This is a genomic window from Bombilactobacillus mellis (assembly GCF_000967245.1).
GTDB classification, from domain to species: Bacteria; Bacillota; Bacilli; order Lactobacillales; family Lactobacillaceae; genus Bombilactobacillus; species Bombilactobacillus mellis.
Map to the genome: position 1 here is coordinate 438,700 of NZ_KQ033877.1, position 22,760 is coordinate 461,459.

At 36.5% G+C, this 22,760-nt stretch carries 27 protein-coding genes; 21 read left to right on the top strand and 6 right to left on the bottom strand.

What is annotated here, in order from left to right:
- The first annotated feature begins 7 nt into the window (after nucleotides 1-7).
- Both JG29_RS02060 and recR read left to right on the top strand, forming a co-directional pair.
- The gene (locus JG29_RS02060) at nucleotides 8-316 is read left to right on the top strand and encodes a YbaB/EbfC family nucleoid-associated protein (RefSeq protein WP_045922292.1); all 309 of its coding nucleotides are present in this window, start codon (nucleotides 8-10) and stop codon (nucleotides 314-316) included.
- 11 nt (nucleotides 317-327) lie between these two features.
- Nucleotides 328-927: a recombination mediator RecR gene (gene recR / locus JG29_RS02065; protein ID WP_045922293.1), complete on the top strand. Its 600-nt coding sequence runs from the start codon at nucleotides 328-330 to the stop codon at nucleotides 925-927.
- A 65-nt stretch (nucleotides 928-992) separates the two neighbouring features.
- Here the strand turns inward: recR and lepA are convergent, their stop codons facing one another.
- Nucleotides 993-2,807, bottom strand: a complete 1,815-nt coding sequence (gene lepA, locus JG29_RS02070) for a translation elongation factor 4 (protein ID WP_045922294.1) — start codon at nucleotides 2,805-2,807, stop codon at nucleotides 993-995.
- Entirely contained in the window at nucleotides 2,797-3,471 is a 675-nt protein-coding gene (locus tag JG29_RS02075) for a TetR/AcrR family transcriptional regulator (RefSeq protein WP_045922295.1), read from the bottom strand. The genes lepA and JG29_RS02075 overlap by 11 nt, the downstream gene beginning before the upstream one ends.
- A gap of 230 nt (nucleotides 3,472-3,701) precedes the next feature.
- On the opposite strand from JG29_RS02075, the gene JG29_RS02080 reads away from it, so the two are divergent.
- The 8 genes from JG29_RS02080 to JG29_RS02115 all read left to right on the top strand — a co-directional run bounded on the left by JG29_RS02080 (nucleotide 3,702) and on the right by JG29_RS02115 (nucleotide 9,433).
- Nucleotides 3,702-4,295 (top strand): DNA-3-methyladenine glycosylase I, encoded by a 594-nt coding sequence (locus tag JG29_RS02080; RefSeq protein WP_345787359.1) that lies wholly within the window; start codon nucleotides 3,702-3,704, stop codon nucleotides 4,293-4,295.
- A gap of 92 nt (nucleotides 4,296-4,387) precedes the next feature.
- A complete protein-coding gene (locus JG29_RS02085) occupies nucleotides 4,388-5,404 on the top strand; it encodes an NAD(P)H-dependent glycerol-3-phosphate dehydrogenase (protein ID WP_045922297.1) in 1,017 nt (338 codons plus the stop codon).
- A 184-nt stretch (nucleotides 5,405-5,588) separates the two neighbouring features.
- A complete protein-coding gene (gene tmk, locus JG29_RS02090; protein WP_045922298.1) occupies nucleotides 5,589-6,227 on the top strand; it encodes a dTMP kinase in 639 nt (212 codons plus the stop codon).
- 2 nt (nucleotides 6,228-6,229) lie between these two features.
- Nucleotides 6,230-6,556 (top strand): cyclic-di-AMP receptor, encoded by a 327-nt coding sequence (locus JG29_RS02095; protein ID WP_045922299.1) that lies wholly within the window; start codon nucleotides 6,230-6,232, stop codon nucleotides 6,554-6,556.
- Entirely contained in the window at nucleotides 6,556-7,491 is a 936-nt protein-coding gene (locus JG29_RS02100) for a hypothetical protein (RefSeq protein ID WP_045922300.1), read from the top strand. The genes JG29_RS02095 and JG29_RS02100 overlap by 1 nt, the downstream gene beginning before the upstream one ends.
- A gap of 3 nt (nucleotides 7,492-7,494) precedes the next feature.
- Nucleotides 7,495-7,824 carry a DNA replication initiation control protein YabA gene (locus JG29_RS02105; protein WP_045922301.1) on the top strand — a complete coding sequence of 110 codons (330 nt, stop codon included), beginning with the start codon at nucleotides 7,495-7,497 and terminating at the stop codon, nucleotides 7,822-7,824.
- Entirely contained in the window at nucleotides 7,824-8,696 is an 873-nt protein-coding gene (gene rsmI / locus JG29_RS02110; RefSeq protein ID WP_045922704.1) for a 16S rRNA (cytidine(1402)-2'-O)-methyltransferase, read from the top strand. Before JG29_RS02105 ends, rsmI begins: the two co-directional genes overlap by 1 nt.
- The gene (locus JG29_RS02115) at nucleotides 8,696-9,433 is read left to right on the top strand and encodes an acyl-[acyl-carrier-protein] thioesterase (protein WP_045922302.1); all 738 of its coding nucleotides are present in this window, start codon (nucleotides 8,696-8,698) and stop codon (nucleotides 9,431-9,433) included. Before rsmI ends, JG29_RS02115 begins: the two co-directional genes overlap by 1 nt.
- A 98-nt stretch (nucleotides 9,434-9,531) precedes the next feature.
- Here JG29_RS02115 and JG29_RS02120 read toward each other — a convergent pair whose 3' ends face one another.
- Nucleotides 9,532-10,179 carry an HD domain-containing protein gene (locus tag JG29_RS02120; protein ID WP_045922303.1) on the bottom strand — a complete coding sequence of 216 codons (648 nt, stop codon included), beginning with the start codon at nucleotides 10,177-10,179 and terminating at the stop codon, nucleotides 9,532-9,534.
- A 77-nt stretch (nucleotides 10,180-10,256) separates the two neighbouring features.
- Between JG29_RS02120 and JG29_RS02125 the strand changes: the two genes are divergently transcribed.
- The 7 genes from JG29_RS02125 (at nucleotide 10,257) to JG29_RS02155 (ending at nucleotide 16,058) form a co-directional block, all read left to right on the top strand.
- Entirely contained in the window at nucleotides 10,257-10,583 is a 327-nt protein-coding gene (locus JG29_RS02125) for a heavy metal-binding domain-containing protein (protein WP_045922304.1), read from the top strand.
- Nucleotides 10,584-10,621: 38 nt separating this feature from the next.
- Entirely contained in the window at nucleotides 10,622-11,161 is a 540-nt protein-coding gene (locus JG29_RS08540) for a zinc ribbon domain-containing protein (protein ID WP_052696271.1), read from the top strand.
- Between the two features lie 14 nt (nucleotides 11,162-11,175).
- Complete coding sequence (locus JG29_RS02135; protein WP_045922305.1) at nucleotides 11,176-11,847, top strand: response regulator transcription factor; 672 nt, start codon at nucleotides 11,176-11,178, stop codon at nucleotides 11,845-11,847.
- Nucleotides 11,844-12,815: a sensor histidine kinase gene (locus JG29_RS02140; RefSeq protein ID WP_045922306.1), complete on the top strand. Its 972-nt coding sequence runs from the start codon at nucleotides 11,844-11,846 to the stop codon at nucleotides 12,813-12,815. Before JG29_RS02135 ends, JG29_RS02140 begins: the two co-directional genes overlap by 4 nt.
- A 91-nt stretch (nucleotides 12,816-12,906) precedes the next feature.
- Nucleotides 12,907-13,710 carry an ABC transporter ATP-binding protein gene (locus tag JG29_RS02145; RefSeq protein ID WP_045922307.1) on the top strand — a complete coding sequence of 268 codons (804 nt, stop codon included), beginning with the start codon at nucleotides 12,907-12,909 and terminating at the stop codon, nucleotides 13,708-13,710.
- Nucleotides 13,670-15,586: an FtsX-like permease family protein gene (locus tag JG29_RS02150; protein ID WP_052696272.1), complete on the top strand. Its 1,917-nt coding sequence runs from the start codon at nucleotides 13,670-13,672 to the stop codon at nucleotides 15,584-15,586. Before JG29_RS02145 ends, JG29_RS02150 begins: the two co-directional genes overlap by 41 nt.
- Before the next feature lie 73 nt (nucleotides 15,587-15,659).
- A complete protein-coding gene (locus JG29_RS02155) occupies nucleotides 15,660-16,058 on the top strand; it encodes a pyridoxamine 5'-phosphate oxidase family protein (RefSeq protein ID WP_045922308.1) in 399 nt (132 codons plus the stop codon).
- A 69-nt stretch (nucleotides 16,059-16,127) separates the two neighbouring features.
- Here the strand turns inward: JG29_RS02155 and JG29_RS02160 are convergent, their stop codons facing one another.
- Nucleotides 16,128-17,156: a YdcF family protein gene (locus tag JG29_RS02160; protein WP_045922309.1), complete on the bottom strand. Its 1,029-nt coding sequence runs from the start codon at nucleotides 17,154-17,156 to the stop codon at nucleotides 16,128-16,130.
- 289 nt (nucleotides 17,157-17,445) lie between these two features.
- Here JG29_RS02160 and JG29_RS02165 point away from each other — a divergent pair, with 289 nt between their 5' ends.
- Nucleotides 17,446-18,342, top strand: a complete 897-nt coding sequence (locus tag JG29_RS02165) for an ABC transporter ATP-binding protein (RefSeq protein WP_045922310.1) — start codon at nucleotides 17,446-17,448, stop codon at nucleotides 18,340-18,342.
- Nucleotides 18,335-19,558, top strand: coding sequence for an ABC transporter permease (locus tag JG29_RS02170; RefSeq protein WP_045922311.1), 1,224 nt, complete (start codon nucleotides 18,335-18,337; stop codon nucleotides 19,556-19,558). The genes JG29_RS02165 and JG29_RS02170 overlap by 8 nt, the downstream gene beginning before the upstream one ends.
- Before the next feature lie 14 nt (nucleotides 19,559-19,572).
- On the opposite strand, the gene JG29_RS02175 is transcribed toward JG29_RS02170, so the two are convergent.
- Nucleotides 19,573-20,466 carry a LysR family transcriptional regulator gene (locus JG29_RS02175; protein ID WP_084232493.1) on the bottom strand — a complete coding sequence of 298 codons (894 nt, stop codon included), beginning with the start codon at nucleotides 20,464-20,466 and terminating at the stop codon, nucleotides 19,573-19,575.
- Between the two features lie 374 nt (nucleotides 20,467-20,840).
- Here JG29_RS02175 and JG29_RS02180 point away from each other — a divergent pair, with 374 nt between their 5' ends.
- Nucleotides 20,841-21,221 carry a DUF2255 family protein gene (locus JG29_RS02180; RefSeq protein WP_045922312.1) on the top strand — a complete coding sequence of 127 codons (381 nt, stop codon included), beginning with the start codon at nucleotides 20,841-20,843 and terminating at the stop codon, nucleotides 21,219-21,221.
- 246 nt (nucleotides 21,222-21,467) lie between these two features.
- Nucleotides 21,468-21,821, top strand: a complete 354-nt coding sequence (locus JG29_RS02185) for a MerR family transcriptional regulator (protein WP_045922313.1) — start codon at nucleotides 21,468-21,470, stop codon at nucleotides 21,819-21,821.
- Between the two features lie 265 nt (nucleotides 21,822-22,086).
- On the opposite strand, the gene JG29_RS02190 is transcribed toward JG29_RS02185, so the two are convergent.
- Nucleotides 22,087-22,760, bottom strand: a 674-nt coding sequence (locus JG29_RS02190) for a transketolase C-terminal domain-containing protein (protein WP_045922314.1), incomplete at its 5' end; no start/stop codon positions are given.

The following is a 22,760-nucleotide window of genomic DNA, read 5'->3' on the forward strand; positions in this document are numbered from 1 at the left end:
AAAAATAATGAAAGCACAAATGCCAGGTAATATGCAAAATATGTTGCGGCAAGCCCAAAAATTACAAAAAGAAATGACACAGGCGCAAAACAAACTCAATGAAACTACTTTTGTGGGCAAAGCTGCTGACGAAATGGTGAAAGCTACCTTTACTGGTGATCATAAATTAAAGGATATCACGATTAAGCCGGAAGCAATTGATCCTGATGATCCTGATATGTTGCAAGATTTAATTATTATGGCGGTTAATGATGCGATGCAGCAAATTGCTCAACAAACGCAAAAAACCTTGGGTCAATATACTTCGGGATTGTAGGAGATGAAAGAATGCAATATCCAAAACCTGTAACTAATTTAATTGATTCTTATATGAAATTACCGGGTATTGGTGAAAAAACTGCGGTCCGCCTCGCTTTTTTTACTATTGATATGGATAAACAAGATATTCAAGAATTTGCTTCCAGTCTTCAAGCTGTGAAAACCCAACTGCATTATTGTTCAATTTGCGGCAATATTACAGACATTGATCCTTGCGAAATTTGTAGTAATCCTCACCGCGATGCCTCGCAAATTTTAGTAGTGGAACAGGCAAAAGACGTTATGGCTATGGAAAATATGCAAGGATATAATGGCCTGTATCAAGTCTTGGGCGGAGTTTTATCGCCAGTTAAGGGCATTGGGCCCGATGATTTAAATATTAAGCAATTACTCCATCGTTTAAAGCAACATTCACAAGTAAAAGAAGTGATTGTGGCTACTAATGCTACACCGGAAGGAGAAGCGACGGCTATGTATTTGGCAAAATTAATTAAACCTGCTCAAATTAAGGTAACCCGTTTAGCACATGGTCTAGCAGTAGGCGCCGATATTGAATATGCTGATCAAATGACTCTCCAACGAGCAGTAGAGGGAAGACAGCAGATTTGAGTAATTTATCTAATAATAAATCAGGGAAGAAGAATTCTTCAGTTCTTCTTCCCTGATTTTTAGTATTAGTCAGAATTATTCAGATTTAAAATAGCATCAAAAACACTCTGTGGTAGTTTAATATCACTTTGGGCAGCTTTACGTTTATTGATATTTTGGCGACGCAATAGTTGCTGCTTTTTAGAGATGCTGCGCTTTTCTCCATTAACCGCGGCATTTTTTCGTAGTGGTGGAACATCGATGCGTGCAATGGATTTATTCTCGACGATAGCTTGAACTGGCATCGGGTATAGGCGGCGCGGCACTGTATATTTCATTTTTTGAACTAATTGTTTGGCAGTTTGCGCAGCTTTAGGCCGTGGTACGATAATGTCTAAGGCATCAACTGGCGCATAATTAATTTGGATTTGAATTTTGACTACGTCTACGAGTTCAAAATCCAAAAATTCAGTATCTAAGGTAGCATAGCCGTGAGTAATTGCTTTTAGAGCATTAAAAAAGTCATAAGCAATTTCTGAAACCGGCATCTTATAAGTGATGACTACTAATTCTTGTTGATTAGACAACTCAATCATTTCACCATCATGCTGGGTTGCCAATTTCATAATATCACCTAAATAATTATTCGGTGTAGTGATTGTGGCTTTAACATATGATTCAGTGACATAATCAATCTCGGAAAAATCAGGAAATTTGACCGGATTAGTAATGGTTAAATATTCTTGGTTAACTAGGGGCTTTTTTAAATACACATGATAAGTAGCATTAGGAGCGGTTGTTAAAACTTCAACTTGGTACTCCTTTAAAAGCCGTTCACGAATAATTTGTAAATGAAAAATACCTAAAAAGCCGCATCTAAAACCGGGACCTAATGCCTCTGATTCTTCGGCCAGGTACTGAAAAGAAGAATCATTCAAAGCCAATTTACTGATGGCTTCTTTTAAAGCTGCGTAGCTAGTTCCGTCTTTAGGATAAAAACCGGCATAGACCATTGATCGGGCAGGTTGAAAACTGGCCAGAGCTTGACTGGTAGGCTGATCAGCACTAGTAAGAGTATCGCCTACTTGCACACTGCCGACGTCTTTAATTCCGGTAATTACATAACCGACTTCACCGGCATTAAGAGCAGCAGTTTTTTTCATGTTCGGAGTAAAAATACCGATCTCTTGTGCCTTAAAATTGACCTTCTGCTGCATTAGTTGCAATTTTTGTGAATCTTGAAGTTGTCCGTCAAAAATTCGAATATAAGCAATAACACCTTTATAAGAATCATATTGGGAATCAAAGACTAAAGCTTTTAAGGGTGAAGCAGCTGTTGTTACTGGGGCTGGTATTCTTTGATAAATTGCTTCTAAAACCTGATGAACATTTTGCCCAGTTTTAGCAGAAATTTTTAAGATTGGCATTTGCGCAAACTCGGGCCGTAATTGACGGATCTGTTCTTCAGTTGCTTGAACATTAGCCGCAGCATTATCAATTTTATTAATTACCGGGATAATAGTTAAATGATTCTTCAGGGCTAATCTTAAGTTGGCTACAGTTTGGGCTTGAACGCCTTGAGTAGCATCCACTAATAAAATAGCACCATCGCTGGCAGCTAAACTTTTAGAAACTTCATAAGAAAAATCGACGTGTCCCGGCGTATCTATGAAATTATACTCATATTCCTGTCCATCATCGCCTTGATAAAAATTTCGGACGGTACGTGATTTGACAGTGACACCATGAGCTTGTTCAACTTCCATGTTGTCTAATAATTGGTCGCTGCTTTCTCTTTGACTAACAGTTTGAGTTAACTCCATGATGCGATCGGCCAAAGTGGATTTGCCATGGTCAATATGAGCAATGATAGCAAAGTTACGAATGTATTTAGTTTTCATGATGATGCACCTCTAGTAATTGCTTATGCAAGCCTTGTAAATAAAATAGCCAGACTTGATTGGCTTCTTTTTCTAAATCAATTTTGAATTCCTCAAAGTTCACTTGTAATTTGGCATGGTTAAATTCATCCAGTCCCATCATATTCATTAAGCCGCTAATAATAGCACTTTGTGTTATGAATAAGTGACCGGCCTGTTGCGCATTAATTAAGTCAACCTTTTGCGCGATAATTTGACCTAGTTTTTGATTGATTTGATAGAGCTTTTGCCGCTGGGTCAGGGTTTGTTCCCGATTAGCCCGAATTTCCAATAAAGGGGCCCGTAAAGCATCTAATCGCAACAGTTCCGGTTTTTCCTGAATGAGAAACCGATTTTGTTTAATTAAAAATTCTTCCAACTGTTCCCAAGTTAAAATAGGTGGAAAATTTTGCCATTGTTGAATAACTTCTTGTAAATACTTTTGATAACCTGTGAGTAACAGATACATAAAGAGATTTTCTTTAGTTTCAAAATAATTAAATAAAGTTCCCTTGGCGATACCAGATTGATGGGCGATTTGGGCCATTGAAATGGCTGTAAAGTCTTGGGTTTGAAAAAGTCCTTGAGCAACTTGGGCTATTTTTTGAGTTTTTAATTCTTTTTCATGGGCGCTGAGAATATTCACTAATCAAGACTCCATTTTGATTTTTAATAATGACCAACGGTCATTTTACAATACTAAAAAATAAATAGCAAATATTATTTAGAATTGAGGAATTAACTGTTTGCTTGCAACAAATTAGTCGATCTGACTTCTTGTCTAATAGTTAAAGCTATTTTGAAGATAATTTTGTTAAGCGCGCTTGTGACAATCTGTGTCATAATAAAATAGGTAATTATGATAAAAATGAAGAAATGAGTAAGTTAATAATGGTTAAAGAATTAAGACGTTGTTTGTGGGCCAAACAGGGAGATAAATTAATGCAAGCTTATCATGATTGTGAGTGGGGACGACCAGAAAGAAATTCCCAAAAATTATTTGAATTATTAACTTTAGAAATCTTTCAGAGTGGCTTAAGTTGGCAAACAGTTCTTCACAAAAGAGCCAATTTCCGTCGGGCCTTTGCGCATTTTGATATTGCGGCAATTGCTCACTTTACTAATGCTGATGTTCAGCGTTTATTGAATGATGCCACCATTATTCGTAATCGTCAAAAAATAACAGCGACAATTAATAATGCTCAGATTGTGAGTCAAAAATTTCCGCGGGAACAATTTAGTAATTATATTTGGTCGTTTACCCATGGTCAGGTAATTAATCACTGCTATCAAACAATGTCAGATATTCCCAAATTTGACAATTTAGCTTGGCTGGTTAGTCAGGACTTACGACAACAACAATTTAAATTTATTGGTCCTACAATTGTGTATGCTTTTTTACAAGCTGCTGGTGTTATTAATGATCATACTGCTGACTGTTTTTTAGCCAAAAATAGAGCAGTAAATTAAATGGCAATTACTAGATGGACGATTAATATCGTGATTAAGGCAGTATTATTATATAATAGAAATAATAAATTATTAAATTATAAAGGAGAACTATGAAAACAACCATTGCAGTTTTAGGTGCCGGTTCTTGGGGGAGTGTTTTAGCTAGTGTTTTAGTGCAAAATGGACATCAAGTGCGTTTATGGACACGTCATCCCCAACAGGCCGCTGAATTAAATAACCAGCATACTAATCAGCATTATATGGGTGATTATCAATATCCGCCGCAATTGCAGACTCTAACTAATTTAGCGGCAGTTTTGAAAAACGCCGAAGTTGTTTTATTTACAGTACCAACACCTGCAATTCGCTCAGTTGCTGAACAAGTAGTACCGATTCTTCATGCTCAAAAAGCTTGTCCCTTAATTGTTCATGCCAGTAAAGGCTTAGAGCAGCAAACACATTTGCGGATTTCGGAAATTTTAACAGCCACAATTCCTGCACCATATCGGCAAGAAATTGTGGCTCTGTCTGGCCCTAGTCATGCCGAAGAAGTAGCGCGCAAGGATATTACTTTAATTACTGCAGCCAGCACTAGTTTGGCAGCGGCTCAGCAAGTGCAGCGATTATTTATGAACAATTATTTTCGAGTTTATACTAATACAGATTTAATTGGAGTGGAATTAGGGGCTGCTTTTAAAAATGTGATTGCTTTAGGTGCCGGGGCCTTACATGGCTTGGGTTACGGTGATGATGCCAAAGCGGCTCTAATGACACGCGGATTAGCGGAAATTTCCCGTTTAGGGGTAGCATTAGGAGCGCAACCGTTGACTTTTATTGGTTTATCTGGTGTGGGTGATTTAATTGTAACTTGCACTAGTATACATTCCCGTAATTGGCGGGCCGGAAATCAGTTAGGCCAAGGTAAAAAATTAACCGCTGTAATTAAGGATATGGGAATGGTAATTGAAGGAATTAAAACCTGTCAATCAGCCTATGAATTAGCTCGAGCGCAAAATATTGACATGCCGATTACCGAAGCTATTTATCATGTTTTATATGAACAAGCTGATATTAAACAAGAAATTACCGCTTTGATGCAAAGAGAAGGCAAATCTGAGTCTTATTAGAATGAAACCTAGAAAAATTGCTGGCGTCCAATTAAGGTGAAATTAGCTGCCAATAATTGGCGTAGTACTTATCCAGGCTTATTTTTGTCATTAGTTGGGCAAGATTTTACAAGAGATTTTACTTGTAAAATTTTTTTAAAAGCTTGATAATTTTAATAAATTTAACAGGAAAGTTGGAAATGTATTGACAGGGATTTTTATCTCTTTAGAAGGCCCCGATGGTTCGGGAAAGTCAACGGCAGCAAAAAAAATAGTGCCGCAGTTGCAGCAGTTATCTACTCAAGAAGTAGTTTTAACTCGAGAACCCGGGGGTAGTGCTATTGCCGAGCAGTTACGGGATATAATTTTAGATGTGCATAATAGTGCTATGGATGCCCGAACAGAGGCACTTTTGTATGCAGCCCAACGGCGACAGCACATAGTAGATGTTATTTTGCCGGCACTACAGGCTAATAAAATTGTTCTGAGTGATCGTTATATTGATAGTTCGGTTGCTTATCAAGGTGCAGGCAGACAATTAGGAATGCAGGAAATTTGTCAACTAAATTTATTTGCCACGCAAAAATTATTACCACAATTAACTTTATATTTTGATATTCCTCCTGCAGTGGGATTAAAACGGATTCAACAAAAGCGTGCTCAAGCCGCTGATCGCTTAGAAAAAGAGCAATTAGATTTTCACCAGCGGGTAACAGCAGCTTATCAACAATTAATAAAACAAGATGCAGACCGAATCGTAAAAATTGACGCCCTACAGACTCCAGATCAAGTTGTTGCTGATTGCCTGGCTATTATTAGCCAGCGATTTAATTTAGGAGATTAGCCATGAAATTAATAATTGCTTTTATTCAAGATAAAGATTGTAATCGGCTGGTAAAAGCTTTGAATAAAGAAAAATTTCTTTCTACGCGTTTGTCAACTACTGGTAATTTTTTAAAACGAGGTAATTCAACCTTACTTTTAGGTGTAAAGGATAGTCAGGTAGAACGCGTTTTAGCAATTATTAAAGATCATTCCCATATGCGCCAAGAATTTATTACTACTTCTATGGCTACTAATATGATGGGCGAAGTTCCTAATCAACCCGTAGAAGTAACTGTCGGCGGAGCTACGGTTTTAATTTTACCTTTAGAAAGAATGGTTCATTTCTAATGGCGGCAATTGTCGAAGAACAAAAACAAATTACCCAGATTTTAGCTCATGATATTCTTCAAAAACGCGTGTCGCATGCGTATTTATTTACCGGTGCAGATCAATTGCAGACTACAGCTTTAGGATATTGGTTCTGTCAAGCTCTTTTTTGCCCCCATGCTCACGCCGGTTACCCCTGCTTAAAGTGTAATAATTGTCGGCGGATTCAGAAGGGAGATTTTCCTGATGTTTCCGTTTTGCAAACGTCTAAGCAAAATTTGGGAATTGATGAAATTCGCGATTTTAAATTAACCTTGGGGCAAACTGGTTTAGAAAACAATCACCGGGTTTTCTTAATTAAGGGTGCTGAGAAATTAACTTTAGCAGCGGAAAATAGTTTATTAAAGTTATTGGAAGAACCCGAAGGGGATTTAACAATCATTCTCTTAGCTGCTTCCCGTAGCTCGTTATTACCGACGGTTTTATCACGTGTACAAATCATTAATTTACCGGCCAGCAGTGATCAAGATTTACTGCAGCGATTGCAACAACAAGGTTATGCGCGACCGGATATAGATTTAATTCAGAAAGTACATTTAGAAGATCAGGTAATTACCGACTTGTCAGCGAATCAATTTTCTAAAATTAAAACGCAGGTACAATCATGGTTTCATCTGTTGTTAGATAATCCATTACAGGCTTTTGTTGCTGTGGCTGCTTCTATTTTGCCAATAATCGAAAATCGTTCCCAACAAGAAATATTTTGGAATTTATTAGAATGGTACTTTTCGCAAAATTTGTCCGAACAAACAGGTTCAACTTCAGCTTTGATGAAAAGCCGGCAATTAGGTGAGCAGTTTTTACACGCGCAAAAATTATGGTCCGCAAATGTTAGCTTTGAAAATAGTTTGGAACAGTTAGCTTTAGCAGCTGATTCAATCAGCAAAGGAAGTTAAGAGATGTCACAAAAAGATTACTATGCTAAATTTACTGCATTACAAGCAGTAGCCCAGGATTTAACCCAAGAATTAGCTGCAATGAAAGAAGATATTTCGCAAGTTTTAGAAGAAAATGCTGAATTAAAAATTGAAAATGAACATTTACATGCGCGCTTGACTGAGTTAGATGCGCAAAAGGAGCCGGAATTACCTGAGGCGCGGCGAACTTTAGAAAAACTTTATGAACAAGGATTTCATGTTTGTACAGTTTTATATGGTGCGCATCGAGAAAATAATGAAGAATGCGCCTTTTGTTTAGATGTTATTTATGGAGATCGTTCGCAAAAATGATTACTGAAGTGAAGAGTTTTGTGCCGCAAAAACAGGGTTGTTTGTATTTAGTACCAACCCCCATTGGCAATTTGGATGATATGAGTATGCGTGCAATCCAAACATTAAAAGAAGTTGATTTGATTGCGGCCGAAGATACGCGCAATACGCAAAAATTATTAAATCATTTTGCTATTCATACTAAACAAATTAGTTTTCATGAACATAATACCCAGCAAAGATTGCCGGAATTACTACAAAAATTACAAGCGGGTTATAATCTGGCACAGGTGAGTGATGCGGGAATGCCTTCTATTAGTGATCCGGGCCAAGAATTAGTAGCAGCTTGCGTTCAAAAGCAAATTCCCGTCGTCCCGCTACCGGGACCCAATGCGGCTTTAACGGCGCTGATTGCTTCGGGACTTGTGCCCCAGCCGTTTTATTTTTATGGCTTTTTGCCGCGTAAGTCCAAACTACGACAAAAAGCCCTACAACAATTAAGCCAATTAACTGAAACTTTTATTTTGTACGAATCACCTTTTCGGGTAAAAAAGACGGTAGCTTTATTGAGCGAATACCTCGGCAGTACCAGGCAAATTGTACTTGCGCGGGAATTGACGAAAGTTCATGAGGCTTTTTTACGCGGAACGTTAGCGCAAGTGCAAGAGTATTTTGCTAATAACGAACCCCGCGGGGAATATGTCTTAATTGTGGCTGGAGCATCTGACAGTGTGACGATTTCCCAGCCAGCGGATGTCCAGTTATTAGAATTGGTTAAACAACAAGTGGCTCAAGGCTTAAAACCCAACGCAGCAATTAAAACTATTGCTCAAAAGTATCAGCTGAGCCGCCAGTACGTTTATAATCTTTATCATGGATTGGAGGATAAATAATGGGACAACAATATCAAGAAACGAAAGTTATTCCTTTTTACAGTACAAATGCTACTTCTGAGATCAATATTTCCGCCTTATTTAATGAAATGCTGTTGGTATCTGAACATCAATTGCATGCGGTCGGAATTGATTCTCAGCAGATGGTAGCTCAAGGAATTGGTTGGGTTGTCACTAAGTACCATTTAGAAATTAAGAGATTGCCGCGAATTAATGAAAAGGTCACAATTGTTACGGAAGCTAACAGTTATAATAAATTTTTTTGTTATCGGACTTTTACGCTTTATGATAGTCAAGGACAGCAATTGTTACATCTGTTGAGCAACTGGGTCATGATGGATATTAAAAAACGTTCCATGATTGAGGTTATACCTGAAACTATGGCTAAAATTGGTTGTGAATATTCAACGGATATTTGGCGCTTTCCACGAATTCAACGTTTTAAATATTCACAATCACCGCAGATTTATCGAACTCGTTTTTTTGATATTGATGTTAATGGTCATGTTAACAATTCCATTTATTTAGATTGGATGCTGGATTCTTTAGGCAAGGATTTCTTAATGCAGCATCAATTACAGACTTTGGACATTAAATATGATCGAGAAGTGGCCTATGGGCAATCTGTCCAGAGTTTTGTCCAATTGGAAGACAACTTAATCAGCCATCACCAAATCTTGACGGATAACAAAGTTAATGCTCAAGCCCAAATGCAGTGGCAGCAGCGTCAAAAATAAAAAAGTGGTGAATGCATAAATATTTTAATAAGCATAATTGTTAAATTAATATTGTGATCTATAGCCTTTTCAAGTTTCTACTGCTTATTTACGACAGTTTATTTTTGCCCGTCCCACTCTTGTTGAAACTCCGTTAAAAATTGTTGCATATATTGACTACGTTGTTGAGCTAATTTTTTACCGGCTTTAGTATTCATAAGATTTTGCAAATGAAGCAGTTTTTCATAAAAATGGTTGATAGTAGTTGTCTGATGGTGTCGATACTGAAAGTGATTGCTTAATTTTTCGGGCTGGAGATGGGGATCATAAATAGGTTGTTGGTGGCTGCCGCCATAGGCAAAAGCCCGCGCAATTCCAATAGCACCCAAAGCATCTAAACGATCGGCATCTTGCACATATTGTCCAAATAACGGTAACTTCTGTTGTTGTGCAATATTTTTAGAAAACGACATCTGTGTAATTGTACTAATAATATCTTTTTGTTGTGAGGCATTAAATCCGGCCGTGGTTAATAAGTTACGAATTTGACTGAGAGCTTTTTGAGGATCAGCAACTATTTTTTCATCCATGGTATCATGTAAATAACTGGCAGCATTAATTTCATCATTATAAGTTGCTGTCGAAAAATCTTGCTGCCATAGTTTCTGGGCACTGACTGCTACTCGTTGACAATGATAAAAGTCATGACCGCTAACATCCATTTGTAAAATTCTTTTAGTATATGCTTTAATTAAGTTTAAATTCAATTTAAATCGCCTCCTCTTTATGATAACAGATCCGACGTTTGGTATAATATAAATAGTTAAATGAGAGAAGTGAGCATATGAAGGCAGCGGAAATTTTAATTACGACTACAGAAAAAATTCCGGGTAAAGAGTATGAAATTATAGGAGAGGTTTTTGGATTGTCAACCCAATCCAAAAATATGATTAGTGATATGGGTGCTGGTTTAAAAAGTATTGTTGGCGGAGAGATTAGGGCGTATACAAGAATGTCGCATACAGCCCGTGATAAAGCTTTGGAACGTTTACGCCAAGAAGCCAGCGATTTAAATGCTGATGCGGTGGTAATGATGCGTTTTGATTCTGGATCAATGGCTAATGATATGCAATCAGTCGTTGCTTATGGTACGGCTGTTCGTTTTATTTAGTGTGCTTTTAGTGTGAAAGCAATAAGGGGGGAATTACAATGCAAAACGATCTTCTTGTTTGTCCAAATTGTGGAAATTATGTAGCGGTAGGAATGCCTAATTGTCCTTATTGCGGCCGAGTTTTGACTAATGTAGGCTATAGCAATCAAGGCTCAGTGCCACCACCACAACAGGTTAATACTCCTGCTCCTAATTTTAATCCTAATCCCAATAGCAATACTCAGATGGAAGTTCCTGTTTCGCAGCCGCCGACTTCTAAAAAAGTTCAGGATTCAAAAACCTCGGGATCTTCGGCTGTGGAGCCCTTATCTTTAGCAGGATTTTTGCTGGGCTTATTATCATTAATTGCTCAATGGGGAGGATTACTTGGCAGTGTCGCCATTGTCACAGCGGCTTTAGCCTTAAATAAGCATGTACGAGGCAAAGATAAAGCGCTGGCAATCGCAGGAATTATTCTGGGTGTGGTCAGTTTAGTATGCTTGATTGTTGAATTAATTTATCTCGGCCATACGCTTTCATCTTTCACTCATTTATTGAATAGTTTACGTAACGGTATTCAGCAATTAATTAATCATTGATGGGGTTTTTAGATTTGACTAAAATTTTATTGATTGAAGATAATTCTGACATTTTACAAGCTATGCAGGAAAGATTGACTAAATGGCAATATCAAAGCTTTACGATTGAAAATTGGCAACAGGTGACACAATCCGTAGTGCAAATTGAGCCCGATTTAATTGTTATGGATATAACTTTACCGGTTTTTGACGGCTTTTATTGGACGAAACAGATTCGTTCTTTTTCCGAAGTGCCAATTCTTTTTGTATCTGCAGCACAAATGGACCCCAATGCCGTTCGGGCTATTGCCAGCGGCGCTGATGATTATTTGGTAAAACCCTTTTCGTTGGATGTTTTCATCTCTAAAATTCAAGCGATTCTCAGACGAACACAAAGAGAAATTAAAGAAGAGCTGCTTTTTCAAAATTATCATTTAAATATATTAACTAATGAAGTTAGCTATCAGCAGCAGACGGTTAAATTGACTCCTACTGAAGGACTCATTTTAAAATTATTTTTTTTACAACCTGATCAAACTTTGTCGAAAGAGGATTTACGGCAGAAGATTTGGCAAAGTGGCAAATTTTTGGATGATGCAATATTGAATGTAAATATGAGTCGTTTGCGTAATAAAATTGCTCCTTTACATTTACAAGAACATTTGATCACGGAGCGCGGCCGCGGCTACCGCTTGGTAAGTTCATGAAAATTTGGAAATTAGTATGGAAACAATGGCCTTGGCTTGTAGGATACATAATTGTTTTGCTGATTTTAGCATTATTTTTTCAATTGTATAATTTACCCAGTAATCTGGTAGGGGATTTATTGCGTTATACCTGGTTTATTTGCCTGGCAGTTATTGGTGGCCGAGCAATTTATCAGGCGCAGCAACTTAAAAAACTCCAGCAATTAAAAACTCAAAAAAGCCCCGCTGTCCCTCATTTTTCTCATCCAGTGTTACAAGCCTACAGTCAGGCCTTTCAGGAATGCAAACAACAATTGTTTAACTTGCAACAGCAACAAGACCGACGCAAAGTTAACCAGCAGGATTACCTTAAAATTTGGAGCCATGAAATCAAAACCCCCTTGACTGCTTTAGCAATTTTGGCTGAAGATCAAACTCAAGTACCCAGTAGTCAGGTTCAGCAGCAAATTTCTTTAATTCAAAATCAATTGGACTTGTTATTAAATTATCAACGTTTTGCCGATTTTCATCATGATTTAGACTTTGGCTGGCAAAAAACTGCTGTCTTGCTGCAACCGATTATTCAAAAATATGCCATTTTCTTTGCTCAAAAACATCTACATTTGCATTTGGAAGTAGAGTCACAACAGTTATTAACTGACTCCAAATGGTTTAGTGTCGTTTTAGAGCAAATAATTTTTAATGCTATCAAATATTCCCCACCGCAGACGACTATTACGATTCACGCTCAAGACCAGCAATTATTGATTCAAGATCAAGGAATCGGCATTGCCAGCACAGATTTGCCCCGTATCTTTGAACCTGGATTTACAGGCAGTAATGGTCGTAAACAACAAGTGGCTACAGGGATGGGCTTGTATTTAGCTTTTAATATTTGTCAACGTTTAAATATTAATTTACAAGTGCAGTCGCAGTTAAATCAAGGTACAACTGTGATTTTAGGTTTTGCTCAGTCAGATATTCGTTAAAATAACAAATTGTAAGGTTCCTAACCAGAATGTAACTAGTAGCTGGTTAGGAATTTTTTTATACTAAGAATCATAAAGGAGGCAAACAATAATGACTTTATTAGCTTTAAAACATGTAAGCCGGATATTTGGGAAAGCTCCCAACAATCAAGTGACAGCCTTGCGTGATATTTCCTTAGAAGTTAATGCAGGCGATTATGTTGCAATTATGGGGGAATCAGGTGCAGGAAAAACCACCTTATTAAATATTATTGCTACTTTGGATCAGGTGAGCAGCGGCCAAGTGTTACTGAACAGTCAAGATGTCAGTCAATTACCGGAAAAAGAGGCTGCTAAATTTCGCCGTCGGAATTTAGGATTTGTCTTTCAGAATTTTAATTTATTGGATACATTCAATAATCAAGATAATATCTTTTTACCATTAGTGTTGGATCGTCAACCCTTATCTTTAATGAAAAAGCGTCTATTGCCATTGGCTCAGCAATTAGAAATTACAGATATTTTGCAACGTTTTCCTTACGAAGTCTCAGGCGGTCAGCGTCAAAGAGTAGCAGCGGCTAGAGCTTTAATTACTCAACCCCAATTATTACTGGCTGATGAGCCTACAGGAGCATTGGATTCACAAAATTCACAACGTTTATTAAATGCTTTTGAACAAATTAATCAAGCGGGACAAACTATTTTATTAGTTACGCACAGTGCGGCCACGGCCGCTCATTCGCGGAGAACGCTTTTTATTAAAGACGGCATAATTTATCATGAATTGTTTCGCGGCCAACAGTCGTTTGATTCCTATCTGCAGAAAATTAATAATAGTCTGCTGGCTTTGATGACCACAGAAAGAGGGGGTGCTGATGTTGATTCATCTCAAACTGGCCAAAAGCACTTTGTTTAGAAATAAACAGCAGTATAGCTTATTTGTTTTTGTGGTAGGAATTTTATTAGCGCTCAATTTTATTTTTTTGAATTTGATGAATAATACTACTTTAAAAAATAGCAGTAATGGTATTTATGTCATTGCCATGACGCGCATCTGTGCCGCTTTTGTTTTATTTTTATCCTTTATTTTCATGTTTTATGTTAATAGTTTTATTATGAAGCAACGTAATGGCGAATTAGGATTATTTAACATTCTTGGGCTTACCCGCGGAGATTTACGTTTAATTATTTGTCTGGAAAATTGCTTTTTATATCTTTTGAGTTTAATTCTGGGCTTAATTTTGGGAACTAGTTTTTTAAAGTTAGCTTTTTTGATTTTACAAAAGTTTATGCATATTAAAGGATTACAGGAACAATTTGGCGGGCTGCCTTTTGTTCAAGTAGCCATAATCTTTATGATTATGTTCGGCTTTATTTTTCTATATGATATTTTTTGTTTACAAAAAATTAAACCCATGGCTTTATGGAATCAAGCTTATCAAGGAGAGAAACGTCCAAAAAATCATTGGCTCATGGGAATTTTAGGGGTGTTGTTACTGGCAGGAGGCTATGCGATTGCAGTATCTACCAAACCTAATTTAAATAGTCTTATCCAATTTATTTTTGCTATTTTTTTGGTTGTAATTGGAATTTATTTAACTTTTATTGCCGGCAGTATCACCTTACTCAGTTTTTTACAAAAAAGGCCCCAATTTTATTATCGGCCGAATCATTTTATTTCTATTTCCGGGATGTTGTATCGGATGAAACAAAATGGTGCAGGGTTAGCTTCTATTTGTTTATTATGTACTACCATTTTGGTTACACTGATTACGACCATTAGTGTTTATCAAGGTACGACAGAGATTTTAAAATTATTTAATCCTTATGATGTTATGTTGACAACGAATAAGCCCTTGACAGCTAGTGATCAACAAAGATTACACGTTTTGGCTCAGGCTAATCAGGTACAGATGAAATCGCCACAAAAAATAAAAATGACTGTACCTACTCCAGGTATCTGGAAAGATAACAAGTTTCAATTAGGTAATTCTGCTGATAGTACCGATACAATAACGACTATAACGCTGGCAGATTATAACCGTTTGGAACAGCAACAGCGCCAACTGAAGGCTCACCAAATCTTAATTTATACTTCTAATCAAAAATCTCAACCCAAAAATGTAATTATTAATGGTGCTAGTTATCAAGTAATTCCACTAAAACATTTTAAATTGTACTATAATTACGGCCATTCGATTTGGCGTCCGATTATCATTGTGAGTGCTAATGAACAAGTTGCTCAACAGATTAATCACCAACCTTGGCAGTACGTTCAGGGATTTAATGTAGAAGCTGAGAAAGCCAATCAGCAAAAATTTGCTCAGCAAATACAGCAAAAATTTAAATTAGATGTCACTAGGTGTTCGGACTATGCCCAAAATGAGAGTATTTTTAATGCTTATTTTGGAGGTCTGCTCTTCTTAGGAATTATTACTTGTTTAGCAATGACAATTACGGCCGTTTTGTTAATTTATTATAAACAAGTAGCAGAAGGTTATGCTGATCAAAAGCGTTTTGTAACGATGCAGCAGGTCGGGTTAAGCAAAGCTGCTGCACGCAAGGCAATTCATAGCCAGGTTTTAACAGTGTTTCTTTTACCGATAATAATGGCAATTGTTAATACTATTTTTGCTTTGCCGGCTATTATTAATGTGTTAAAACAATTCAGTTTATATAATCAACGATTAATAACACTGGTTACTTTCTGTTCTATTGTAATTTTAGCAGTAGCCTATATCTTGGTTTATACTTTAACTACTAAAACTTATGAGCATCTTGTACATGCTTAAAAAATTTTAAGGCTTTATTAATAGCTATTTATCTGAACTATCCGTAAAATGAAATACAGATAGGAGGAACTATATGAAAAAACTTACGTCGGATATGAAAGAGCTGCTGCAGACACAATTGAGTTTTTTGGCCACTACTGATGGCCATAATCATCCTCAAGTCGGTCCTAAAGGGACTATGCGGATTTTGGATGATACACATTTACTGTATGATGAACATACAGGCAAACAAGCCTGGGAAAACATTCATGTAAATCCGCAGGTGGCTGTGGCGGTTGTTAATCATGATGTCTTTAAAGGCTATCGCTTTGAAGGAAAGGCAATAATTCATCAAGACGATCAGATTTTTGCTGATGCGCAAGAATTTGCTAAAGGTCATCACGTTCCGCAACCGATTGCTGCAGTAGTGATTGAAATTGAAGAGATTTTTTATCTGGATGCCGGTAAAACAGCAGGAGATCCAGTACAATAATTAGTCGGTCAATTTCAATAAAATTCAGATTAGCTTCAGTGGCTAATCTGAATTTTTGTGTAATTATCCTTAAAAAACGATAGCAATTGTTAAAATAACTAAACTGACAATACTCAGTAAGTGAAAATACTTATAACGTAGAAGAATTGCCGCAAATTCCCGTCCCAGGGCGCGGCACCAAAAAGAAAAATGAGTTTTACTGCCTAAACCAGCAATATTTAAGCCAACTTGATGAGCCATTAGACCCGCTCGATAAACATGATAATTACTAGTAACAAACAAGCCTTGAGTGAAAGCGATACCTTTTTGAGCGATGATTTTTTGGGAAAAAAGCATATTTTCATACGTATTATGAGAATGCTTTTCCAGTAAAATGTGGTGAGGATCGATACCTTTTTGAAGAAGATAGCGGCCCATGGCTTGAGCTTCAGCAAGGTGCTCATCACCACCTTGGCCGCCAGAACAAATAATCAGTGGAGGAGTGAAGCCAGCGGCTTTTTGTTGTTGATAAAATTTTATCCCCCGGTTAATACGTGCAGCCAATAATGGAGAAATGTATTGTCCGTGCAGTAATCCTGCTCCGAGAATAATTAAATATTTTTGCGGGAATTTTGGCTGCCATAAGCTGAATAGGTAAGCAGTTGCTAAAAAAGTTAGAAAACAAATGAGAAAATAGGTAAATATTAAGCAGAGACTGAAGAAAAAAAGATAATTAATCTTGTTTAAAAATTTGGACCAGCCAAGCCAAGAGAATCCGAAGATGCCGAGTATCAGAACACTAATTAGCAGTACAGCTAAGCCCACAATATGTTTTTTTGGGGCCCAAATAAGTAGTTGTCGTTTGTGAAAATTATTCTGCATACAATAAAGTAAACAGCAAAAAAGTAAACCGACAAGCACTATCCCTAGACTCCAGCGGTATAAATTATGCCAAGTAAAATGAATAGTATTAATTAGAAAGCTACCAATGAAACTAAAAAAAGCGCTGACTAAACAAAAACCGTTAAAAAGACGTGTTCGATTATGATGGTAACTAATATAACAACCAGTTAATGAAAGACCACCAAGAGTTAGACCCAGCAAGATACTTTTTAGCATTTATTCTTCCTCTGCAAGTTAAAAATTCGAAAATAACTCAGTTAGACTGTTACTGCAATAATTGTTATTTTTGATTATGTTGTATTTGTGAGGTAACTGTCAAATAAAAACCTAGTCTTAGTAAAGTAAAATGATTTTCTTAATTTTTCAGGGTTGAATAACAATTTCTGTTTGAGTCTTTATGTTTACTTTTGAGAAAAAATAATTCCGCTGCAATATTTGTAGTAGACAGGTTAAAAGACGCAGAGTAAACTTTGGAATATATCTGAGATATCTGGAGGAGAAAAGTATGCTTAAAGTAGAGCATGTCAGTAAAAAGTTTAATACTTTTCCAGCGCTTCAAGATGTTAACTTTACCATTCAGCCTGGGGAAATTATGGGTTTGATTGGTCAAAATGGCGCAGGGAAAACCACCACGTTTCACAGTATTTTAAATTTTCTTCATTACGATGGAAAAATCACTTGGGAAGATCAGCCCATTACTGAAAAAACTTTTGATACGGTAGGCTACTTGCCCGAAGAACGCAGTTTGCTACCTAAAATGACTATTGAGCAGCAAATTGTTTATTTGGCGCGGCTAAAAAGCCGCCCGGCAAAAGAGATAAAACCGCAAATCGATGATTGGTTGAAACGCTTTGATGTTCAAGGCAAGAAAAGTGACAAAATAAAAACGCTTTCGAAAGGTAATCAGCAGAAGGTGCAGTTAATTTGTACCTTAATTCATCAACCCCAATTAATTATTTTGGATGAGCCCTTTAGTGGTTTGGATCCGGTCAATGCAGATTTGCTTAAAAACGCAGTTTTAGATGCTAAAAAGAATAATGCAGTAATTATCTTTTCCAGTCACGATATGTCAAACGTTGAAGAAATCTGCGATAGTTTGATCATGTTGAAAAAGGGACAAGTTATTTTAAGTGGTACGATTGACGCTGTTCGTGATTCCTTTGGGAAAACGGAAATTTACTGCAAAACTACCAAGTCGCTTGCAGAATTAAAACAACTCCCTCACGTTAAAAAAGTGGAAAAGAAAGCTCATGGCCAATATCTTTTACATATTGATGATGAAAATAGTGGTCCGGAAGTCTTTGATGCCTTGACAAATGGTGAATATGTTGCAGAGTTCCGGCAACAACCACCAACACTGGACGAAATCTTTCGAATGGAAGCTGGTGAACAACATGAATAAATTATGGACCGTAACACTGCAAACTTATTGGCATCAAGTGAAGTCTTGGTCTTTTCTGATTTTAATTTTGGGTCCTTTTTTCATAATTGGATGTAGTGCTTTAGGAGGAGCTATCAGTGCTAATTCTGATGCAGACAGTCAGATTGCAGTTATCAGTTCCAATGAGCAAGTTCGCCAAAACTTCATTAAAAATAATGATAAATATGTTGATTCTAAAATTAAAACCGTTGAATCTGCTAAAAAGGCTGTCAAAAAAGAAAAGATTGATGGTTATCTGGTATTTGGCATGCAAAAAAACCAAGTTAAGGCCATTTATCATGGAATATCATCTATTGATGATGAACTAAAGCCCAAAGTAAAAAGCTATTTACAAGTCTTGCAGAGTCAACTGAATTTGCAAAAGGCGCAATTAGCACCACATCAGCTTAAGGCCTTACAACAGCAACCGCAGTATAGTGAGATCCTCCAGAAAAAGCAGCTGGGCGATAAACTGGCTAAAATGGTGTCATTAATTATAGTGATTATGGTCGTTTACATGGTTTTGCTTTCCTACAGTAGCATTACAGCTCAAGAAATAGCTTCTGAAAAGGGTACGAAGATTATGGAAATCATTTTTTCCAGTACAACTGCCGCAAAATATTTTTTAGGCAAAATTCTGGGCATTTTCGGTGTAATTATTACGCAACTTTTAATCTATATTGTTGGCGGCTGGGCCACTTACCGCTGGGCTTTACATGCAAAAATTACGGCTTCTTTTATGCGTGATAATCAGGTGATAATAAATAAGGTGCTGGGCAATTTGCTTAACGTCAACCTCATTTTTCTAATTCTTGGTGTAGTTATTTATACGATATTAGCAGCCTTTTCAGGAGCTTTAGTAGCTAAGCCAGAAGATTCTTCAAAAGCTGCTCAAAGTACTATGATGATTTCTCTGATCGCATTTTTCTTGGCGTTTGCATTTATTTCTCATCCAGAGCAAATTCTGCCGCAAGTACTATCATATGTACCCTTCTTTTCTTCATTCATGATGCCAATTCGAATAATTAATGGGCAGGTTGGTAGTCTGGAAGTTATTCTGTCATTGGTAATTTTAATTGTAAGTATTATTGGCTTGACAATATATATTAGTAAAATCTATCAAGGTGTAATTTTGCAAACTGATGATACCAGCTTTTGGAAAAGATTAAAACGCGGACTTTCGTATAGTCGTTTATAAAGAAAGTTTGATTGTTATAAGAAGTATTGTTCTTGAAGAATAGATTCTTTTAATAATTTTAAAAATAATTCGGCTACGGGAGACAGTTTAACTCCATGTTTCCAAATTACTCTAATATTTTGTTGTAAGGCTGGAGCTATTTTTTTAAAGGTGAGGCCGGAGTTGGGCGAGGTGTTGGCAAGATGGTCCAAAGTAAACATTAATGCAGCTCGATTTTTTACTAATAAAGTACCGTTGAAGTTTAAATTATAAGTACCGATAAAATTAACATAATTGCTATAGTTTCCCAGCCAGTTTTGAAAAAGTTGCAGTTCTTGGGCTTGTTGTGAATTAAGTATTGAACGACCGACTAAATCGGCGGGCTTAATAACTTTTTTAGTTGCCAGAGGATCATTTACGGGCATTAAAATTACCCAATGATCTTTTTCCGGTAAAGTTAATGAAGCATAGTTGGCAATTGAAGTATTACCTATAATAACTGCAAAATCGACAGTGCCGTTATCTAATTTACGTTGGGCGTAGCTATAGTCGCCACTGAGAAGATGAATTTTGACCGTAGGATACTTTTTAATGATATTGCTAATGACATTCATGATTCGTTGCATGCCGAGACTTTCACCAGCAGCAATTGTTAAATCCCCACTAATAAAAGAAGTAGTTTGCAGATTTTTGCGAGTTTTAACTACTAATTCTAAAATTTCCTGAGCTTGTTCTAATAAATATTGACCTGCTGAAGTTAAGGTAAGATGACGGTTTTCCCGGTTAAATAATTTGACTCCGAGTTCATCTTCTAAAGCTGCTATTTGGCGTGATAAAGCGGGTTGAGAAATGAGTAGTTTATCTGCTGCGCGGGTCATATTTTTTTCTTGAGCTACAGCGACAAAATAATTTAAAACTCTTAATTCCATATTTTCTTCTCTCTTTCTCGGAATAGATGCATTTTTTTAATGATTCATGATTCTGAATAAGTATTTCCCCGCAAAAAGAAAATCGTTTACAATTAAAGTGTGGGCGAGAGATCCTTAATCTTTCATGGTTCTATGATTAGTTTTAAATGTTGCCATTAAAGCTGGCAGATATTTTTAAATTCTTGCTAACAATCCCAGATGCTAGGGAAGTAATTACCAAGGTATGGTTTGGTGTGGGAGCTATTACTGTTTCTAAGAGAAAAATTATTGAAAATGTAATCATTTCTACTGGGACGTGAGCATCCACGGAGTAGCTGTTAATAGGTATAATTGTCCAAACAATTAAAAAATAAAACAATGAAAGGAAAATTACTATGAATTCATGGTCACAAAAGGACTTAAGTAGTTTTATTAATGATGAGGCAATTAAGATTGAACCATTTTATGCTGATGGTCAAACTCATAATACTCCAATTCCAATTTGGTTTGTAATTCAAGATAATAATCTGTATATTCGTGCTTATAGTGGGGTAAATTCAAGCTGGTATCAGTCAGCAATTTTACAAAAAAATGGCTTAATGACAGCTGCTGATAAAGAATATAAAGTAACTTTTACAGCTGTCAAAAATAATCCGGAACTTGATCAGCAAATTAATCAGGCTTATAAAGATAAATATGCAGGGCAGGAGCCATTAGAAGGAATGATCACTTCGGTTCCCATGCAAGCAACTTTACTTATTACTCCGAAAAGCTAAGCAGTATTAATTATTATTTTTTCTCCAATTTTAGTATTGCGGTGTGTTTTGTTAGACCAGCAGACTAGCGCTTTAGTAAGGCTTTTTCTGCAATTTTAACAGTAGATGTTCGAGACTATTTTTCATACTTGAAAACAACAGCAGCAATTAGATTAGTTAAGCAGAGATAAATATCTATTTTAACTAATCTATTTTACTGTAATACTTAAAGTTTAGTTTAAGTCAATAAGAAAAGAGTTAGAATTTATGAAAATATCTGAAGTAGCGAAAAAAGTGAATTTATCTCCGGTAACATTACGCTATTATGAAAAGATGGGCTTGATTCCTCCTGTGCAAAGACAGCAAGGTGTAAGAGAATATCGTATTGAAGATCTGAATTGGATCAACTTTATTAAATGTCTGCGTCAAGTTCAGATTCCGATTAAGGATCTCAAGCAGTATACAGAGCTATTTTACCAAGGAAAAAAGACAAAACCGGCGCGGCGGCAAATTTTAGTAAAAGAATTACTACGATTAGAAAATCAGGAGCAAAAGCTGCAGGCAACCATTCAGCGGTTAAAAAATAAAATCAGGTTATATGATAAGGATGAAATTGATTAAAATTTGTTTTGTAGCTATTGGAAAACAGCATTTGGCAATTGCTGGTCTTTGTTGCAGTTACTTTTAAAATGTTTAATTTAGATAAAAAAGTAGCACAAATTTCTCATATTTAGAAATTTGTGCTGCTTAATGATTTTCCTGATCTTTTTAGAATTCGAAATAAGATCCAGCTGTGAATCTAAATAATAATTGTGTTAGCAGATCAGGAAAAAGTAGAATTTATTTTGAATTTAGGAAAGAAAGTCGGAGTAAAGTTTGCCTTATTTTAGACTGTTTTTAAATCCTGGAGAATTTGTTCTACCGTTAAATGATTTTGCAGATAAGTTTCATTGATTGGAGTTTGGTCAGTATAAACTCGTTTTTGACCATAATTCAACACAGATATATTTTTGGGTCCCAGATAAGCAGCAACTTTTTGTCCAAAGCCGCCATCTAAGATATTATCTTCCAAAGTGATAATTATCTGATGTTTCTGTGCTAATATATCTAAACTTTGATAATCTAAAATATTGGCTGCCAACGGGTTTACTAAGGTAGCACCTAATTGATCAGCAATGCTTTTTCCTAAGGAATAAAAATCACCTAAGGCAAGAACGGCAACATCTTTGCCCCAGTTAATTTGATAATTAATTTGATCATAATCAACAATAACTTTTTGATTTTGCTGCGGTGTTTGTGGAACATCATTAACAGGTAATTTAATTGCTATCGGATGGTTCCTTTGTTTAAGAGCCCATAGTAGCATCGCTTTTTCTTCCGCCAGATTTGTAGGTGCTAAATAAACCCAGTTGGGCAGATTGGAGATCATTACTTGATCAAAAATTCCCAGATGCGTTTTGGATTGATTAGAGATGCCACCGCCAGCTACCAGCATGACCACGGGTAAATCATTAGCGGCTACGTCATGTGATAGTTGATCAAAAGCCCGCTGCAGGAAGG